Annotated in this window: 20 protein-coding genes; 13 read left to right on the top strand and 7 right to left on the bottom strand. The window is 64.1% G+C overall.

From position 1 onward, the window contains the following. Positions 1-4 precede the first annotated feature (4 nt). The 4 genes from RS897_RS41625 to RS897_RS41610 form a co-directional block, all read right to left on the bottom strand. The gene (locus RS897_RS41625; protein ID WP_315834466.1) at positions 5-469 is read right to left on the bottom strand and encodes a nuclear transport factor 2 family protein; all 465 of its coding nucleotides are present in this window, start codon (positions 467-469) and stop codon (positions 5-7) included. A gap of 18 nt (positions 470-487) precedes the next feature. Continuing rightward, entirely contained in the window at positions 488-1,312 is an 825-nt protein-coding gene (locus RS897_RS41620; RefSeq protein WP_315834465.1) for a helix-turn-helix domain-containing protein, read from the bottom strand. A 99-nt stretch (positions 1,313-1,411) separates the two neighbouring features. Then, positions 1,412-1,795: a hypothetical protein gene (locus tag RS897_RS41615; protein ID WP_315834464.1), complete on the bottom strand. Its 384-nt coding sequence runs from the start codon at positions 1,793-1,795 to the stop codon at positions 1,412-1,414. After that, positions 1,788-2,027 carry a GDCCVxC domain-containing (seleno)protein gene (locus RS897_RS41610; RefSeq protein WP_315834463.1) on the bottom strand — a complete coding sequence of 80 codons (240 nt, stop codon included), beginning with the start codon at positions 2,025-2,027 and terminating at the stop codon, positions 1,788-1,790. The genes RS897_RS41615 and RS897_RS41610 overlap by 8 nt, the downstream gene beginning before the upstream one ends. 510 nt (positions 2,028-2,537) lie before the next feature. Here RS897_RS41610 and RS897_RS41605 point away from each other — a divergent pair. Next, a complete protein-coding gene (locus RS897_RS41605; RefSeq protein WP_315834462.1) occupies positions 2,538-2,936 on the top strand; it encodes a MerR family transcriptional regulator in 399 nt (132 codons plus the stop codon). Between the two features lie 105 nt (positions 2,937-3,041). Here RS897_RS41605 and RS897_RS41600 read toward each other — a convergent pair whose 3' ends face one another. Continuing rightward, positions 3,042-3,512 carry a MarR family winged helix-turn-helix transcriptional regulator gene (locus tag RS897_RS41600; RefSeq protein ID WP_315834461.1) on the bottom strand — a complete coding sequence of 157 codons (471 nt, stop codon included), beginning with the start codon at positions 3,510-3,512 and terminating at the stop codon, positions 3,042-3,044. A gap of 266 nt (positions 3,513-3,778) precedes the next feature. Between RS897_RS41600 and RS897_RS41595 the strand changes: the two genes are divergently transcribed. The 5 genes from RS897_RS41595 (at position 3,779) to RS897_RS41575 (ending at position 8,724) form a co-directional block, all read left to right on the top strand. Then, positions 3,779-4,843 carry an alpha/beta fold hydrolase gene (locus RS897_RS41595; RefSeq protein WP_315834460.1) on the top strand — a complete coding sequence of 355 codons (1,065 nt, stop codon included), beginning with the start codon at positions 3,779-3,781 and terminating at the stop codon, positions 4,841-4,843. A 260-nt stretch (positions 4,844-5,103) separates the two neighbouring features. Then, positions 5,104-5,520 carry an organic hydroperoxide resistance protein gene (locus RS897_RS41590; RefSeq protein ID WP_315834459.1) on the top strand — a complete coding sequence of 139 codons (417 nt, stop codon included), beginning with the start codon at positions 5,104-5,106 and terminating at the stop codon, positions 5,518-5,520. A gap of 80 nt (positions 5,521-5,600) precedes the next feature. After that, on the top strand, positions 5,601-5,792 hold the full coding sequence (locus RS897_RS41585) for a hypothetical protein (protein WP_315834458.1): 192 nt from the start codon (positions 5,601-5,603) through the stop codon (positions 5,790-5,792). A gap of 66 nt (positions 5,793-5,858) precedes the next feature. Further along, complete coding sequence (locus RS897_RS41580) at positions 5,859-7,628, top strand: cytochrome c biogenesis protein DipZ (protein WP_315834457.1); 1,770 nt, start codon at positions 5,859-5,861, stop codon at positions 7,626-7,628. 103 nt (positions 7,629-7,731) lie between these two features. Beyond that, positions 7,732-8,724, top strand: coding sequence for a catalase family peroxidase (locus RS897_RS41575; RefSeq protein WP_315834456.1), 993 nt, complete (start codon positions 7,732-7,734; stop codon positions 8,722-8,724). Positions 8,725-8,782: 58 nt separating this feature from the next. On the opposite strand, the gene RS897_RS41570 is transcribed toward RS897_RS41575, so the two are convergent. Next, on the bottom strand, positions 8,783-11,041 hold the full coding sequence (locus RS897_RS41570; protein ID WP_315834455.1) for a lytic transglycosylase domain-containing protein: 2,259 nt from the start codon (positions 11,039-11,041) through the stop codon (positions 8,783-8,785). 201 nt (positions 11,042-11,242) lie between these two features. Beyond that, positions 11,243-11,599 (bottom strand): hypothetical protein, encoded by a 357-nt coding sequence (locus RS897_RS41565; RefSeq protein WP_315834454.1) that lies wholly within the window; start codon positions 11,597-11,599, stop codon positions 11,243-11,245. Between the two features lie 150 nt (positions 11,600-11,749). Here RS897_RS41565 and RS897_RS41560 point away from each other — a divergent pair, with 150 nt between their 5' ends. From RS897_RS41560 to RS897_RS41530, 7 genes are all read left to right on the top strand, one after another. Continuing rightward, positions 11,750-13,063 carry an MFS transporter gene (locus RS897_RS41560; protein ID WP_315834453.1) on the top strand — a complete coding sequence of 438 codons (1,314 nt, stop codon included), beginning with the start codon at positions 11,750-11,752 and terminating at the stop codon, positions 13,061-13,063. A 124-nt stretch (positions 13,064-13,187) separates the two neighbouring features. Then, positions 13,188-13,883, top strand: coding sequence for a septum site-determining protein MinC (minC, locus tag RS897_RS41555; RefSeq protein ID WP_315834452.1), 696 nt, complete (start codon positions 13,188-13,190; stop codon positions 13,881-13,883). 23 nt (positions 13,884-13,906) lie between these two features. After that, positions 13,907-14,722, top strand: a complete 816-nt coding sequence (gene minD, locus RS897_RS41550) for a septum site-determining protein MinD (RefSeq protein WP_315834451.1) — start codon at positions 13,907-13,909, stop codon at positions 14,720-14,722. Next, positions 14,719-15,000: a cell division topological specificity factor MinE gene (minE, locus tag RS897_RS41545; RefSeq protein WP_315834450.1), complete on the top strand. Its 282-nt coding sequence runs from the start codon at positions 14,719-14,721 to the stop codon at positions 14,998-15,000. Before minD ends, minE begins: the two co-directional genes overlap by 4 nt. Positions 15,001-15,328: 328 nt before the next feature. Continuing rightward, the gene (locus RS897_RS41540; RefSeq protein WP_315834449.1) at positions 15,329-16,030 is read left to right on the top strand and encodes a terminase small subunit-like protein; all 702 of its coding nucleotides are present in this window, start codon (positions 15,329-15,331) and stop codon (positions 16,028-16,030) included. 384 nt (positions 16,031-16,414) lie between these two features. Further along, positions 16,415-16,969, top strand: coding sequence for a hypothetical protein (locus tag RS897_RS41535; protein WP_315834448.1), 555 nt, complete (start codon positions 16,415-16,417; stop codon positions 16,967-16,969). 33 nt (positions 16,970-17,002) lie between these two features. Beyond that, on the top strand, positions 17,003-18,124 hold the full coding sequence (locus RS897_RS41530) for a hypothetical protein (RefSeq protein WP_315834447.1): 1,122 nt from the start codon (positions 17,003-17,005) through the stop codon (positions 18,122-18,124). Positions 18,125-18,212: the final 88 nt, after the last annotated feature.

Below are 18,212 nucleotides of genomic sequence, written 5' to 3'. Positions count from 1 at the left end.
AGATTCATTGCTGGAGTTGTCCGTCGATGTAGACGTTGACGATCGTATCGTCGGCGGGGTGGTGTTCAGGGGCGACCGGCGTGATCTGCGCCTGGATGCAGGTCCATGTCCCCTTCTCGAACTGATAGATGTCGGTATAGGTCGTCATGCCCATGATGTCCTCGCCGTCGCGGCGGCGGATGGACTTGGTGGTGGCGCGCACCAGCACGACATCACCGAAGATCGAGATGCGTTCATCGCGGACATCATAGTAGACCATGGTGTCGGGATCGAATCCGGTGGCCCAGAACCTCAGATAGGCGGCGCGCTCCTGGCGCAGGCCCGTGGGCGTAATATTGATGAAGCGCGGATGCAGGATGGCTTCGTGAGAAGTCACGTCACGCGTGACATAATTGTGGATGAAGCGCGCGTTCAGCGCACTCAGGGTACCCATCGCCTCGGACGCCTGGTGCTGTAAGGCTTGCTGCATTGTCGTCTCCCGGTCGTGTCAGAGCGCCAGTTCGTGGGCTTTTGTCGCGGTCGCGTTGTCTGCGGGAAAGAAGCATTCGATCTTCAGCTTCTGCAGCGCGGCGTCGGTCGGCATTGCGAGCGCCGTAAACGTTGAAAAGAACGCGAGCCGGAGATCGCCCTTCTGCAACTTCATCGCCATCACCGGCGAGGCGGATCCGGCCGCACGCGGCAGCTTCCAGTCGGCGGGCAGGCCGGGATAGACCACGATTTCGTCGAGCAGTTGCGCGGCAACGCGGTGCCCTTGCGCGATGTCGCGATGAAGGATCTGGATCATCTGGCCGGCGAATTCGTCCCAGTTCAGGATGAACGGGCGCAGGCCCCTGGGATGAAACACCGCGTGCATGGCGTTGTCGGCGAGGCCGGCCTCCATGTCGTAGGATGCATGAAACGTCCTGAACAGGCGCCGCGATGCGTCGTTGCGGATACGCACGTCCCAGCGTCCATCGACCACGATCGCGGGATAGGGCTCCTGCTGCTTGAGAATGAAGTCCAGCGCCTGGCGTACCGGCTGCAGATTCACAGCCTCCAGTCCGAGGTCGCCGTAGGGCGGCACGAAGCCGGCCGCGACATGCAGGGCATTCTGCTCTTCGAGCGGCAGTTCGAGCGCCGCGCCGAGCAACTGCACCATCTCACGGCTAGGCTGCGCGCGGCCGGTCTCCATGAAGCAAAGATGCCTGGCCGAGATATTGGCCTCGCTTGCGAGATCGATCTGGCTGAGACGGCGCGCGTGTCGCCACTGCTTGAGCAGGTGACTGAACTGTCCCGTCGCGGCATCATGGATGGCGTAGGTCTGCGCGCTCATGATGACGAGCCTAGACCTTCACAGGTCGGGAGATCAATTACCTCCGACGTAAGCGACGGCGGGACGACGTCTGCAGGAAGAACGTTTCCGTGGTGAAGATTACGAGAATGTGCCCCAGACACGCTCGCTGCCCCACCACAGGACGGCATGACCGACAACGGTAACGCTTCCCAGAATGAGCCAGCCGTGTTCTCCGAGAGGCACCGTTCCGGTTGCGTAGCCGACGACAAGGATTGCCATCACAACGAAGAACGGCGCTGTGATGCGGCAGTGAGTCCGGCCGCAGCGGCGGGCGTTTGCGAAACAAGCCGCCGCCATCCAGCTCAGCATGATGGTCCAAATGACCGTGCGGGGCATCGGTCCCAACAATCCGGCGGCGAGCATGAGCGCGCCAGGAACTCCCCAAAGCCCGGCCAGCGAGCGCCAATCACCAGCCCAGTCCTTCGCGTGAGATGGAGAGCAGGAGTTGCATTCGTCAGCCATCGACGGCTCCACTGCAGCATGACGCAACCTGTCTCCCGGCTCGTGCCTCCTGTATCGGCGGGCAGGGGACATCGCCGTAGGAGCAGAACACGCAACAGTCTCCTGCTTTCGGCTTCAGCAGCGCACCGCAGCCCTTGCACTCGTAGAAAAACTGACAGGCGTCGGTGGGCATACGTTCGGAGGCCTGATGCCCGCACACGGGGCAAGTGAGATTCGATGTGAGTTGCGTCATGTGGACCGCGCGAGCTTGAGCAAGGAGGGCTCGAGGTAGTTCCAGCCGACTGCCGCCATGATGACGAGAGAGGCCAGAACGAGAAGTATCAGCGGTGCCTGGGACCGGGAGTGTGGGGCGCATGCTGAGACTTCGCAGGCGATCCGGCGGTTGCGCCACCACGCAAACCAGCCCGCCGCCACCCCGGCGCCGCTCACAATGAGAAGAGGTATTCGCCACGGCGCAAGGAACTCGAGGATCCCAAAGATGCCGGCACCGGCACCAACAGAGGCGAGTATCAACGGCACGACGCAACACGATGATGCGGCAATGGCCCCAAGGCCCGTGATTGCGCCTATGGCAGCCAGCGAGCCACCGGCCACCCCTGTGTTGGGGTTCGGAACGTCGGAAACCCTACGTGTGGCAACGGATTCGTGAAGCGATTCTTGAAGAGCCATAAGTGTTTTCCTCGCGAGCCGGGTGTACCCTGAACTCCGTAGCCGCTACTGGCTCAAGCCAAAAAAAACGACCGTGCGAGACCTGACCATAAGCAAACTGGCGGATGCGGCCGGCGTCCATCTGGAGACCGTTCGTTATTACGAGCGCATCGGCCTGATGCCTAAGCCCGCCCGCACCGCTGGCGGTTATCGGAGCTATGGCGCCGAGCACATCCGGCGATTGTCCTTTATCCGGCGGGCGCGGGAACTTGGTTTCAGCATCGAAGAGGTCAAGGCGCTTTTGGCCTTGGCCGAGCCGGGCCATACGTCGTGCGCCGATGTCAAAGCGCTGACGATGAGCCATCTCGATGAAGTGCGGGCCAAGATCGCAGACCTTCGCAAGCTCGAAACCATCCTTACAAAGACTGTCGATCAATGCTCCGGGACAAAGACGCCGGCCTGTCCTGTTCTCGACATGCTCGCCAACGGTTGAATCCGTTGCATCTCAGCGTCACAGTTAGCGTGGTCCAGCGCGAGAAACGCGCGCCACTGTGCGCTGATCGCGATCCGGCGCGGGCTGCGCAAACGAAACGCTGCCTCACGTCCGCCCTTCGTCCGTCGCCTTGATCAGGTTGTTGCGCAGGGTGGCGACGCCCTTCTGCATCTTGGCGAATTCGTCGGGCTTCAGTCCGGAGGCCTCCACCAGATTCATGGTCAGGCCTTTCTCGCGCAGCCGGCGTCCCGCATCGGTCAGGCTGATGCGGACCACGCGCTCGTCGGCGGGATCGCGCTGCCGGCGCAGGTAACCCAGCCCCTCGAGCTTCTTCAGGATCGGGGTCAGGGTGTTGGATTCCAGGAACATCTTTTCGCCCAGGCCGCTGACGGTCTGGTTGTCCTCCTCCCACAGCGACACGATGGCGATGTACTGGGGATAGGTCAGCCCGAGTTCGTCCAGGATGCGCCTGTAGGCCCGGCCATAGGCCAGGTTGGCCGAATAGATTGCAAAACAAAGGAAATCCGACAGCCGGGGAGCCGGTTTGGCCGGCGCGGCCTCATCAATAAGGGTCATGGCGCACCTTTCAGGGAAACCACACGGTGATGTGAACTCTCGCATCCATATATATCGCATCCGATTAAATCGAAAGGGTTGACTGAGCGATTGAGGTGTCTTTATGTAACGTATACGAATTAATCGTAAGCGATTTAAATCTGGCGCCTGCCCACTCAACGGAGACGAACCGTGACGACTATTCATTCCACCCTTGTGGTGGCGGCCCCCCACGCGCGCGGCTGACCGCGCCGACCACGAGATGCTTTCTAGGAAAGACCAGCACCATGACCGAACAGACCATCGACATCATCGACCCGCGCCGCCGCAGCTTCCTCGGCACGGCAGCTTTCGTCCTCGCAACGGCCGCCTTCGGCGGTGCCGCGAATGCACAGTCCATGGCGAAAACCACCAAGGCCGCGACACTGCCTGCGCTTAAGCCGGGCACCCACACCTCGTTCGGTCCGCTGAAGCAGATTGACGCCGGCGTGCTCAAAGTGGGCTACGCCGAACTGGGCCTCGCCGACGGTCCCGTGGTGATCTGCCTGCACGGCTGGCCTTACGACATTCACATGTATGTCGACGTCGCGCCGCAGCTTGCGTCGGCGGGGTATCGGGTGATCGTGCCGTATCTGCGCGGCTATGGCACCACGCGCTTCCTGTCGGGCGACACGCCGCGCAACGGACAGCAATCGGTGGTGGCCGCCGATATCATCGCCTTGATGGATGCGCTGAAGATCGACACGGCGATTCTCGCCGGCTGCGATTGGGGCGCGCGGACCGCCTGCATCATCGCCGCGTTGTGGCCACAGCGGGTCAAGGCGCTGGTCTCCGTCAGCGGTTATCTGATCGGCAGCCAGGAGGCCGGCAAGAAGCCGTTGCCGCCGAAGGCCGAGCTGCAGTGGTGGTACCAGTATTACTTCGCCACCGAGCGCGGCCGTGCCGGCTATGACGCCAACCGCCATGATTTTTCCAAGCTGATCTGGCAGATCGCGTCGCCGCAGTGGAAATTCGATGATGCGACGTTCGACCGCTCGGCTGCGTCGTTCGACAATCCGGACCACGTTGCCGTCGTCGTCCACAATTATCGCTGGCGGCTTGGCCTCGCCGAGGGCGAAGCGAAGTATGACGCACTGGAAAAGCAGCTCGCCGCATTCCCCGTGATCACGGTTCCGACCATCACGCTGGAAGGCGACGCCAACGGCGCGCCGCATCCGGAGCCCGCGGCTTATGCCAAGAAATTCTCCGGCAAGTATGAGCACCGGAACATCAGCGGCGGCATCGGCCACAACCTGCCGCAGGAAGCGCCGCAGGCGTTTGCGCAGGCGGTGATCGACGTCGCTCGCTTCTGAAGACTCGTAGCCCGGACGAGCGAAGCGACATCCGGGTCAATATTCACCATCGTTCCCGGGTGTCGCTGCGCTCACCCGAGCTACACGATCAACTGAAGCGCGTTTCCAGTTACCCGTCACCCTGAGGTGGTCATGCGTAGCATGGCCCTCGAAGGGCGACGGCCCGGCACCTCGGCTGCCATCCTTCGAGGCCGCTGCGCGGCACCTCAGGATGACGGTTTGTTCTCTCAGCTCGATTTACGCAATCAAAGGAGTCTCTCATGTCCCAGATCGAAAAAGTCCTCTACACCGCAAAGACCCACACCACCGGCGGCCGCGATGGCGCGGCGCGCAGCGATGACGGCCATCTCGACATCAAGCTGTCGCCTCCCGGCGGCAACGGCCAAGGCACCAATCCCGAGCAGTTGTTCGCCGCCGGCTGGTCGGCCTGTTTCATCGGCGCCATGAACCGGGCCGCACGCAAGCTTGACGTGACGCTGCCGAAGGATCTCGCCGTCGATGCCGAGGTGGATCTCGGCACCGGGGGCGAAGCATTCTTCCTGCAGGCCCGGCTCAACGTCAGCCTGCCCGGACTTGCGCCCGATGTCGCCCGCGCCGTGGTCAATAGCGCCCATCAGCTCTGCCCGTATTCCAAGGCGACGCGCGGCAACATCGACGTCACGCTGAACGTCGTGTGACCCGTCAAGAGCGGCGCCGCTCGCATCGTGCGGGCGGCGTCGCCTCGGTCGGTCTCTCTCCATCGCAAGGGTTTGTGATCATGCGTCAGTTTCTGTTTCGCCAGTTGCAGCGCGGATCGGCGTGGCTTCTGGCTGTGCTGCCTGCGTTGGTCGCCGGCCTTCATGTCGCAACCGCCTGGCCGCAGGACCGGCGCGGCTGCATTCCGGCGCGACCGAGTCCACGCCTGGTGCTGCGTTACGAGCGCAAGCCGGAACGGCCCGGCCCACGCTAACCCACGCTGCCCCGCGACGCACTTGCGTCGCAAACCACTTCCGTTTCGATTTCCAATGGTGTCCCCATGACGCTCTTTATCCTCGCTTATGCGGCGGGCCTCTTCACCATCGCTTCGCCCTGCATCGTGCCGATCCTGCCGTTCGTGCTGGCGCGCTCCGGCGTGCCGTTCACGCGCGGCGGCCTGCCGCTGCTCGTCGGTCTCGCGCTCACCTTCGCTGTGGTCGCGACGCTCGCCTCCGTTGCGGGCGGTTGGGCGATCGATCTCAACCGCAATGGTCGCGTGGTCGCGCTGGCGGTGATGGCGCTGTTCGGGCTGACGCTGCTGTGGCCCGCATTGGCCGAGCGTGTGATGGCGCCGCTGGTGGCGCTGGGCACGCGGCTGTCGGATTGGGCCGCGCAGCGCGGGACCAACGGAGACGGAAGGCCTGCAGATGCGTCGCGTCCGGTAACCGCCGGCGCATCGTTGCTGCTCGGCGTCGCCACCGGTTTGCTGTGGGCGCCGTGCGCAGGCCCGGTGATGGGGCTGATCCTCACCGGCGCGGCACTGCGCGGCCCGAGCCTGCAGACCTCGCTGTTGCTGCTGGCTTATGGCCTGGGCGCGGCAACGTCGCTGGCGCTGGGTCTCGCCTTCGGCCGCCGGCTGTTGGCGCACCTGCCTTGGTCACCGCAAGCGAGCGGCGGCGTGCGCCGGGTGCTGGGCGCGGCTGTCGTCGCCGGCGCGGTGGTCATTGCGCTCGGCGCCGACACCGGCCTGCTCACGCGATTGTCGTCAGTGAACACTGCGCGGCTGGAGCAGAACCTGATTGACGCGCTGCGGATGGCGCCGACGCCGGCGATGGCGGAGCCGGGGCAGGTTGCAGCCGCCGCCGCACTGCCGGCGTTCTTGCGGCCGCTGTTCGACGGCCGTTCGTGGGTCGGGGCGCCGCTGCGCCCGGAGGATCTGCGTGGCAAGGTGGTGCTGGTGAACTTCTGGACTTATTCCTGCATCAATTGCCTGCGCACGCTGCCTTATGTCCGCGCCTGGGCGGACAAATACAGGGACCAGGGGCTGGTGGTGATCGGCGCACACACGCCTGAGTTCGCCTTTGAGAAGGATGTCGGCAATGTGCGCAAGGCCGCCGCGTCGCTCGGCGTGCGTTATCCCGTGGTCATCGACAACGACTTCGCGATCTGGCGCGCGTTTGGCAATCAGGCCTGGCCGGCGCTCTACTTCATCGGTGTCGACGGCCGTGTCCGCCACCATACGCTGGGCGAGGGCGACTACGAGACCTCAGAGTTGCTGATCCAGAAGTTGCTGGCCGAGGCTCGCGACAGGTCCGAGACCAGGCAGGACATCTCGGACGTCAGCGGCGAGGGCGCACAGGCCCCGGCTGACGCCGGCAACCTGCAGTCGGGCGAGACTTATCTCGGCTATAATCAGGCCACGGGTTTTGCATCACCCGGCGGCATTCGGCCGGGTGTCGCGAGCCGCTATCGCGCGGCGTCGAGCCTTCCGCTGAATCGCTGGAGTCTGGACGGCGCCTGGACCATCGGTGGCGAGTTCGCCACGCTCAACGACAAGGGCGGCAGCATCCTTCACCGCTTTCATGCCCGCGATCTTCACCTTGTGCTGGGCCCGTCCGCGCGGGGACAGCCGGTGCGTTTCCGCGTCACCATCGACGGCAAGCCGCCGGGCGCCGATCACGGCACCGACATCGATGCCGATGGCTTCGGCAGCGTGAAGGAGGAGCGGCTCTATCAATTGGTCCGGCAGGCCGGGCAGGTGACGGATCGCACCTTCCAGATCGAATTCCTCGACGCAGGCGTTCATGCTTATGCCTTCACATTTGGATAAGGTAACGGGCGGGATAGCGGCAACGTAGAAGACGTGCGGCCCGGATCAACGCAGCGATCGTCCGGGTTACGGATTTTCGTCAAAGGCAGGTCAGGAGAACATCATGCGATCATTTTTCGGTGCAGCCGTGAGCATCGCCATCTCGACTCTGGTCGCCACAGGCGTGACCTGTGCCGCTGAAGACGCACCACTCGGCGTCCAGCTCGTCGATCAGATGAACGCACTGTACGGCGTCCATCCCGGCGTTCGCGCCAACCATGCCAAGGGCGCGGTGTTCGAAGGCACCTTCACGCCAGCGCCGGGCGCCGAAACGCTGAGTTCGGCGGTGTTCCTCAAGGGTGCGCCGACGCCGCTGACCATCCGGTTCTCCAATTCGGGCGGCGTGCCGGATGCGCCCGACACCCACCTTTCCGTCGGCGGCGTGCGCGGCATGGCGATCAAGTTCCGGCTGCCCGATGGCAGCGAGGCCGACATCGTCTGCATTTCGGCCAACGGCTTTCCGGTGGCGACCGGCGAGGATTTCCTGGCGCTGCTGAAGGCGGTCGGCAACAGCGGTCCCTCTGCGCCGAAACCCACGCCGGTGGAGACATTCCTGGGGGCGCATCCTGCGGCGCTGGCGTTTGTCACGACACCGCGCCCGGTCGCGGTCAGCTACGGCACGCAGCCGTATTTCGGCGTCAATGCGTTCAAGTTCAGCAATGCGCAGGGTGCCAGCAAGTTCGGCCGCTATCGCATCGTGCCGGTGAACGAGGCAGCCTATGTCAGCGATGAGGATGCCGCGAAGCGCTCCCCGAATGCGCTGGCCGACAATTTGCGCGCGTCGGTCGAGAAAGCGCCGGTCAAGTTCCGGCTGCTCGTTCACGTCGCGGCCGATGGCGACTCCACCACCGATGCCACCAAGGTCTGGCCGGACAGCCGGCCCACGGTGGAGCTTGGCGAAATCGCGGTGACCAAGGCGCTGGACACCAAAAAGGTGGAAAACGAGCTGTTGTTCATGCCGACCAACCTGACCGGCGGCATCGAGGCGTCGGACGACCCGCTGATCAACACCCGCACCGAGGCCTATGCGGAGTCGTTCGGCCGCCGTACCAAATAGATCGCCTGATGCGGAAATGGCGGCGCCAACGCACTGCTGGTCACTGTGCCAGTGCCGGCTACGGTGCGTCCGCGACGGCGCTGGCCTCCCGCCTCACCGCGCGGGTGGCATCGCGCTCCGCCACCACCGGCGGTGCCGCATCGAGACGGACGCGGTAGACCGCGACGTTCTCGATCACCCGCTGCACATAGTTGCGGGTTTCGGCAAACGGAATGCGCTCGACCCAGTCGACCGCATCCACCTTCGGATCGCGCGGATCGCCGTAGGATCGCATCCACTGCTGCACGCGGCCACGGCCGGCATTGTAGCCGGCAAACGTCATGATGTGGTTGCCGCGGTATTCGCGCAGCAGGGCGGCGAGTTCGGCCGCGCCCATCTGGGTGTTGTAGACGGGATCGGACACCAGCCGGTTCCAGTCATAGGTCACGCCAAAGCGTTTGGCGGTGTCGCGGCCGGCGTCCGGCGTCACCTGCATCAGGCCGACCGCCTTGGCCGGCGACATGTCCTTCTGGTCGAATGCGCTCTCAGTGCGGGCGACCGAATAGATCACGCTGCGCTCGATCTCCGGGCCAATTGGCGTGTGCTGCGGGATGCCGATGGCGGGAAACGCATAGGTGTCGAGGGCGAGGCCGCGGGCCAGCGCGGTCTTGCCGAGTTGCAGCATGGCGCGGGCATCGTTGCGACGCGCGGTCAGCTCGCCCAGCGCGGCCAGCAACGCGGTGTCGGTGCTGCGCTCGCCCAAATCAGCCACGAAGCCGAGCACCGTGTCGCGCTCGCCGAGGGTGTACAGCATGTCGGCGGCGCGCACGCGGTCGTCGGCCGGCGCCATGTCCTCGCGGGGCGCGGTGTCCGGCGATCGCAGCTCCAGCCTGTCGAGGCCGAGTTTCGCGCGCGCCAGCTGTCCGTAATAGGCGGTGGGGTGGGCGGCCGCGGCCTCGAAAAAGCGACGCATGCCCTCGCTGTCGCCGAGCGCTTCCGCGGCGCGGCCGCGCCAGTAGTTCGCGCGCGCCAGCACGATCGGATTGATCGAGCCGTCGTCGATATCGGCGAACAGTGCCCGCGCCGTGGCCGGCTCGCCGAGATAACGCAGTGCGATCCAGCCGGGCAGGAAACGGGCTTCCGCCTGGTAATTCTCATTGGCCGGGAGCGCTGCGTCGCGCACCACCTGGAAGGCGGTGGTGTTGTCGCCGAGGTCGAGCAGCTTGCGGGCGAGCACGCGCCGCTGCCGCCACCATTCGTCGGTCTCCTGCGAAGCCATGGTCGCGGCCGGCGCCGACAGCATCAGCCGCGCGGCGTCCTGCAGGCGATCGTTGCGCATCAGCCATTGCAGGCGGCAGAGCACGTAGCCGAGGTCCTGGCGCGCGTCGGTTGCCACCGCGTCGAGTTGCGCCAGTGCATTGCTGGCGCTGCCGGCGACGGCGGAACAGGCTTTCACCACCGCGACATCGTCACCGCCCAGGCGGCGTGCGGCGCGCATCGCGCCGGCGAGATCCTTGGCGCCAATGCGCTTGTCCATGCGCGCGCGATGGTCGTCGCGGGTTAGGAGATCGCCGAAGGCGGCGAGCGTTTCAGTCTCCAGCCGTTCCGACAGTTCATGCGAGCGCCAGGCCTCGCGCACCAGCTTTGCCGCGCCGTCACGGTCACCTTCGGCGAGCAGCCCGCGCGCCAGCGCGAGGCGGCCCTTGCTGCTGGTCGGCGCGTCGCCGATGAAGCCGCGCACCGTGGCCGCGTCGCCGCGCGCCTGCCACAGCCGGTCTTCGGCGCGCCGGCGCAGCATCCGCACCGCCGGCCAGTCCGGATTGTCCGAGATGAACGCCGCATAGCGGCCGAACGTCACGTCGCTGCTCGGATTGCGCAGGATCAGCCATTCCACCAGGGTGCGGGCGGCGGGATCATTGATCGATGTCTTGAGGGTGGTGGCCTCGGTGATCTCGCCCTTGCGCACGAGATCGAGCGCCTGCTTCACCAGCGCCGGATCGCCGGCGAGCTGCGGCGTTGTTGTCGTCGGCGCGGCAGCGTCGATCACCGGTCTGGGCTTCGGGATCGGGATCGCTTTGGTCGTCGAGGTGGTTGCGATCGATTTGCTGGCGACAGACTTGCTGGCGACGGGTTTGGTCGCAACAGTCTTACTGGCGCGAGACTTCTTTTCAGCCGGCTTGTGCGCGGACGAGTTGCTCGCAACGGCCTTGGCCGCGGCTGGCTTGGTCGCGGCACGGGGCGTCGGCTTGTGGCGGACGGCGGCCGCCGCGTCGTTCGACAGCGCGGCAAGCAAGGCGACGCTGACGACCCCCGTCAGCAGCCGGATACGTCGGTTCATTCCTGATCCCCCGCGAAACCCCAAAAGGCACGAAAGCAAGGAGCACCAAAGACGAAACACCAGGAAGAGGCACGAACCTGAATCGCACAATCCGTGCCGTTCCTGCCCCGGCAGGGTATCACAGCGCCGATAGGCCACTGTTACGTTTGGGCAACATGGGCGCAAAACATCAGGGAGAAAATGTGTCCGGCGCGGGTTCCCCTAATCGCTGAGCTGCATTTTGTAATCGTCGAGCACGCCCTGCACCCGGTAGCAGCCGGCCTCGTCGGGTGTGAACGGCGTCCATCCGGTCTCCGGAACGAACACCTGCGCGCGCCGCGTGCCCTTGTCGAAGCCCTGCTGGAGCCAGCGCCTGTTGTCCTGCGTGAGATAACGATCGAGGCCGGCGCGCAGCGCCTCGGTCTGGCCGCCCTGGATCCGGTCGCGCTGTTCGCACGACACGGCGGCGGCAAAGAACGAACCCGCACTGCGCGCGACACCTTTCGACATCTCCGCCATTGCGGGGGTGGAACCGAATGCGGCGAAGAACAATCCCGAAAACACGTGACACCATTTCATGCGCGACACTCATACGGCACTCTGTGGTGCAACGAAGGCAGGATCATCGGCTTTGTGCTGGAACGCGCAGGAACCATTTCAATGGTCCCTGCGCGGTTGGCGTCCATGCGCCGCGATGGCATGATGGCGTGCCGGTGAATCGAGGGGCTGATGACTGAGGACGTCGTGCAGGTACGCGAACAGGTGCGCGAGGTGCCCGGCGCCCGCGTGAGTGCCACACTCGGCGCCACCATCGGCAACATGCTCGAGTTCTACGATTTCATCACCTTCGCTTTTTTCGCGGTGCAGATCGGCCGCACCTTCTTTCCCTCCCACAGCGCCTACGCCAGCCTGATGGGGGCGCTGGCCACCTTCGGCGCCGGCTTTATCACCCGGCCGCTCGGCGGCATCGTGATCGGGCTCTATTCGGATCGTGCCGGCCGCAAGCCTGCGATGATCCTGAGTTTCACGATGATGGGCGTCGCCATCATCGTGCTGGCGCTGACGCCGTCCTATGAAAGCATCGGCATTGCCGCGCCGATCATCGCCATTCTGGCGCGCATGGTGCAGGGGTTTTCGCTGGGTGGCGAGGTCGGCCCCACCACGGCATATCTGCTGGAATCCGCGCCACCGCATCGCCGCGGTTTTGCGGTGTCGTGGCAGCCGGCGAGCCAGGAGATCGCCGCCACCATCGGCGCCGTGGTCGGTCTTGTGCTGTCGACGACACTCAGTTCCAGCGCGCTCGATGCCTATGGCTGGCGCATTGCCTTCCTGCTCGGCGCGGTGACGCTGCCGTTCGGGCTGTGGATGCGCACGCGGATGCCCGAGACCATGCACCTGCCGGAGGAGGCGGCGCATGCGATGCCGGAGGCGCAGGTCGGCGCACAAGCCGGAGTCTGGCGTGCCCATACGCGGGTGTTCGTGCTGGGTCTGCTGATTCTCGCCAGCGGCACCATCGCCACTTATGTCACCAAATATATGACGACCTATGCGGAGACCACGCTGCAGGTGGCGCCGTCGCTCGCCTTCGCAGCCTCGGTTGCGGGCAACGCTTTGGGCTTTGCCGGCGCGCTGCTCGGCGGCTGGCTGGCCGATCGTTATGGCCGCCGCCCGCTGATGGTGTGGCCGCAACTCGCTGCATTGCTGCTCACCTATCCGGTGTTTCTGTGGATCGTGGACACCAAGAGCCCCGCCGCGCTGCTCGGCGGTTTCGGCGTGTTGTCGCTGATCGGCACCATTCCCTACACCGCGTTTTATGCGGCAATGACCGAGAGCCTGCCCAAACGCATCCGCGGCGGCGCCTTCGCCATTCTCTATGCGGCAGCGATCACCACTTTCGGCGGCACCGCGCAACTCGTCGTCACCTGGCTGCTGCATGTCACCGGCAATGCGCTGGCGCCGGCGTGGTACCTGTTGTTCTCGGGCACCGTCGGCCTGATCGCCATGACCCTGATGCGGGAAACCGCGCCGGGGCGAACGCCGTAGGCGCGCGCCCCGCGTTCCATCCCCCGGTTCCTTAACAAAATATGACAGCCGTTAACCGCTCATTAACCATGCGTGGCCAATCTCGCGTTAACCAATCGACAACCAGTCAAGAGAGTCGCCCCTCATGGATGCAAAGGTGGAGCCGCAACGGCAGTTGGTGCGGCTGCGCGGCCGGTCCTATGTCGCGTTCGTGTTTTCGCCGGTGCTGCCCATCGTGGACTGGCTGGACGAGATCGACGCGACGCTGGCGCGCTCGCCCGGATTCTTCGTCGGCCGTCCGATCGTGCTGGATCTCGCGGCACTGGATCTGTCCAGCCACGGCATCGCGCACCTGATCGCCAGCCTCGAAGAGCGCGGCATCCGCGTGCTCGGCATCGAGGGTGTGGATGCCTCGCGCGTCGATGCCAAACTGCCGCCGCTGCTCACCGGCGGGCGCCACTGTGTGATCGACCCGCTGCCGGAGAAAAAGCCGGACCTGAAGCCGCCGCCGCAGACCTCGCTGTTGATCGAGGCGCCGGTGCGCTCGGGGCAATGCATCGTATTCTCGGAAGGCGACGTCACCGTGCTGGGCGCGGTGGGGTCGGGGGCGGAGATCGTGGCCGGGGGCTCGATCCATATTTATGGCGCGCTGCGTGGCCGCGCCATGGCCGGCATCAACGGCAATGCCGCCGCGCGCATCTACTGCCAGAAGATCGAGGCGGAGCTTCTCGCCATCGACGGCTACTACCAGACCGCCGAAGACATCAACGCCATGGTGCGGGGGCGGGCCGCGCAGGCGTGGCTCGACGGCGAAACCATGCGCATCACACCGCTCAATTAATTCAACTTCCAAGGAGACAACGAATGGCCAAGGTCTTGGTCGTGACATCAGGCAAGGGCGGCGTGGGCAAGACCACGACCACGGCCGCGCTCGGCGCGGCGCTGGCGCAGAACGGCGACAAGGTCGTCGTGGTCGATTTCGACGTCGGCCTGCGCAACCTCGATCTGGTGATGGGGGCGGAACGCCGCGTGGTGTTCGATCTCATCAATGTGGTGCAGGGGGTGGCGAAACTCTCGCAGGCGCTGATCCGCGACAAGCGGCTGGAGAATTTGTGGCTGCTGCCGGCGTCGCAGACCCGTGACAAGGATGCGCTCAGTGACGAGGGCGTCAAGCAGGTCATCGATGAGTTGCGCGCAAAATTCGACTGGGTGATCTGCGACTCACCGGCCGGCATCGAGCGCGGCGCCACGCTGGCGATGCGTTATGCGGACGAAGCCGTGATCGTCACCAATCCGGAAGTCTCTTCCGTGCGCGATTCCGACCGCATCATCGGCATGCTGGATTCCAAGACCGTGAAGGCGGAGAAGGGCGAGCAGGTCAAGAAGCATGTGCTGATCACCCGCTACGACCAGGGCCGGGCGTCGCGCGGCGAGATGCTCTCGATCGACGATATTCTCGAGATCCTCGCCACGCCCCTGCTCGGCATCATTCCCGAAAGCCAGGACGTGCTGCGCGCCTCCAATGTCGGCTCTCCCGTCACCCTGAACAATGCGGCAAGCCCGCCCGCCCGCGCCTACATGGACGCGGCCAAGCGCCTCGCCGGCGAGACCATCACCATGACGGTGCCGGCCGAGCGCCGCGGCTTCATGGAGCGGCTGCTGGGACGGAGGGCGGCATGAGCCTCGACATCCTGCGTTTCCTGCGGCCGCGCACCGCCTCCGCGCCGGTGGCGCGGGAACGGCTGCAGATCCTGCTCGCCCACGAACGCGGCCAGCGTGGCCAGCCGGATCTGTTGAACCTGCTGCGCGAGGAAATCCTCGCGGTGGTCTCCCGCCATGTCGACCTCGATCCCGACAAGGTGATTGTCCGCATGGACCGCGGCGACAGCGTCTCCACGCTGGAGGTGGATATCGAACTGCCGAACGGCTTCGAGAAGCGGCTCGCGATCGCGGGATGAGGTGACGACAGCCTCGCTCCACACACGGTGTCATCACCCGCGGGTGATCCAGTAAACGCAGGCCGGCGTGATGTGCGCAGAGTTTCCTCTCGCACACCGGGCGTACTGGATGCCTGCGTCCGCAGGCATGACAACGGAGGGTGGCGAGGCGCATCATCCCCACCGCGCCTGCACCACCCACGGAGTTAGCCACAATATCCACATCCCCACCCTTGCGCCGTAACGCCAAATCGCCGACTCTCGTCACGCTCGCACCCGCTCCGGCCTCCGCCCGGCGCGGGCTTTTTATTGTCCGCGCGAGCCGCGTACCTGACCGAGGAGCATCCCCATGCGCAGGCGATACGTTCCCTACAGCGCCGCCATTGCGAACCGCATCTGCAACGAACTGGCGCGCGGCCGCACCGTGAAGGACATCTGCACCGACGACGGCATGCCCAACGCGTGGACCGTCCACCAGTGGGTGCGCGAGAACCGCGCCGGCTTCGGCGACCGTTACAAGACCTATCCGCATTCCCGCGGCGTACCGCTGCTCTATACGCCCGAGATCGCCGACGATATCTGCGGCCAGCTCAGCGCCGGGCGCACCCTCAGCGATGTCTGCAGCGAGGCCGGCATGCCCTCCGCTGACGCGGTGTTTGGCTGGGTCAAGGCCGACCGCGACGGCTTTGCGGCGCGCTACTGGCAGGCACGCGAGTTCGGCTATCTCGTCATGGCCGACGCCATCCTCGACATCGCCGACAACGCCCGCAACGACTGGATGGAGCGCCGCAGCGCGCGTGGCGGCGTGCATCGGGTGTTCAACCGCGAGAATGTGATGCGCTCCCGCGCCCGCGTCACCGCGCGCTGCTGGATTCTGTCCAAGGTGATGCCGCGCGTGTTCAAGAGCAGCCTCGACGTGCAGGCCAGGCCCGAGCAGCCCCACCACACCTGGGCAGATCTGCTGAAGGAGATCGACGGCCGCTCCCGCGGCCTGCCGCCGAAAAGCGACGGCTGCCCCTACTGCCGCCGTCCCTGGGGGCTGAAGCCATGACGGCGGTGGGCGGCGCGACGCATCGTCTCTATGCGGCGGTCGAGCCACACAAAACGGGAGTGTTCGCAAAAGCACACCCAAAAAATCTCTTTTGCTGTAGTTGCGTTTCGTCATCCCTTGGCGTTTAATAATTTGGTCATTTTTCGATGGGTTATTTCTGCTGCATTTCCAGCGCGGAATATTCGTGACTTGTATTTTCCTCGTCACCTGCGTGACGCGTTTTATTGATTTCAACTGACAGCAAGGGCCTCAAGTCACATCGTCGAGTTCAAGTGAACAGCGCGCGGAGCGTTCGTCGCTCCAGGCGATGCTGCATGCATCTTGATGCATTGATTTGAGCGGATGGGCATCAACCGAACACAAAATGGAAAGCGGGGGGCGGTCATGGCGAACGAAAATTGGGGCTCCGACTTTGCGCAGTACGCGAAACAGCAATCGGATAAGATAGCGGACAAGAAAGAGCGGGCGCGGGTCTATTCCGAAGCGTTCAAGGACGCTGCATCGTCCGCGCTGCGGACCGCTGGCATTGTCGTCGATTTCAACCAGGCGCCGGTGGAGGCCGAAATTGCGGCGAACAGCAGGATCAGCAGGGATATTCTCGAAGGTCTTGATCCGAACGCGTCTGCTCACGATCAGCACAAGCATCTTGAAGGGTTGGAGGTGCGTGGATATTCGCCGATCGCGGCCGATCGTGACGTCAGGATCGTTATCGGTCGTTTCAAGAACGTCGATCCGAACACGATAGCGGCCGCCTATCCATTGTCCCGTTACCACTTTGAAGTGGACGAGAAGCGCACCATGGCGGTCCTGTTGGACAACTATTACTACCAGGCGGGGTATACCATGAAGCAGTGGATCCAGCCCTATGAGACGCAGTCGGCGTCGTTCGTCGCGGATTTTATTGGAGCAGTTGTTCGCCATAATCCGCAGAAGAACTGAGGCACGGCCATGCGTCATTCCATCCGGGCAATGATGATCACCGGCGTTTGCGCATTGCCGTATGCTGCCAATGCTGCCAATGCTGCGACGTCGGAATATTGCCTGAAGGCCGATGGCCTTGAGGAGCTTCTGAAAAAGTATGATTTCGATCGGGACGGGTGCATTGACAGCGAGGAAGTCAAGGTATTCCAGCGCGATGTCGCGGTGATGCCGAAGCCGAAACCGAAGCCACCGGCACCGAAGAAAGATCCGTTCAAGCCGGCCCCGGTGTTTCTTGTGAGAGACGCCTATCCGACTGGCGCCGCGATCACGAATGACACGAAAGTATCGGATGCCGGCGCACTGGTGTCCTACACCGATGACCGCATCGCGAAACAAAGTGCGCTGGCCATCAAGGGCGCGGTGATCGCGGGATTTGTCTGGGACCGCGAACTCACGACTGAAAATCTGAAAGCCAACAGCTACCTCAGCCGGGTAGCTCTGTTGACGGGAATGGAATTCGATCGCAGCATTCAAAATGGTTCGAAGAACACCGGTTCGCAGTCGGCCAAGGGTGGCTTCGAGTTCGAATACTTCAGCCCGAATTCGTACTTGATTCGCCAATACGTGAAAGCTGATGCCGTCTACACGACGGACTTCGACGGAAAAGCGAGCATATTCGGCTTTGAGGCATTCTGGCAGCCCATGACGCTGGGCTTTATCGGCAAGACGACGCAACTGACCGAGAATGTGTGGCTGAACTTCCGCCCGACGTTAGCACTCGACTATTTCCATGTGGCCGATGACGGGGTGTTCAAGACGCTGACGCCCGGCGACAATTATCTTTGGGCCGGCACGAAGATCTCCGCAAGTCTGATATTCGACAACCTCTGGCCGGACGTCATCGATAAATCGCTGACGTTTGAAGCGAAGTACATCTATCTCGCTGAGACGCTCAATCCGTCCAGCAAGCGCAACATCGATTACGTACAGGTCACCGCATCCTATCCGATCTACAAGGACAACCTTTTCCTGCAGGCACGCTATACCAACGGCAACACGCCGCGCACGCTGACCAGGCAGGACGAGTTCTATGCCGGATTGACGATCAAGCTCGGAGAGATTCCGTCGTCCCCGACGTCCGTTGCTGCGATCACACCGGCGATTGTGAGGTAACCATCACCACCCGGGTGCCGATGTCGTAGCCTGGCGTCATCGCGCGCATCAGCCGACTCACCCCCGCTGCAGCAGCGGTCTCAACCCC

The sequence above is a fragment of the Bradyrhizobium prioriisuperbiae genome (assembly GCF_032397745.1).
Taxonomy (GTDB): Bacteria; Pseudomonadota; Alphaproteobacteria; order Rhizobiales; family Xanthobacteraceae; genus Bradyrhizobium_A; species Bradyrhizobium_A prioriisuperbiae.
The sequence above is the reverse complement of the archived record's forward strand: the minus strand, read 5'-3'. Positions and strand labels throughout refer to the sequence as shown.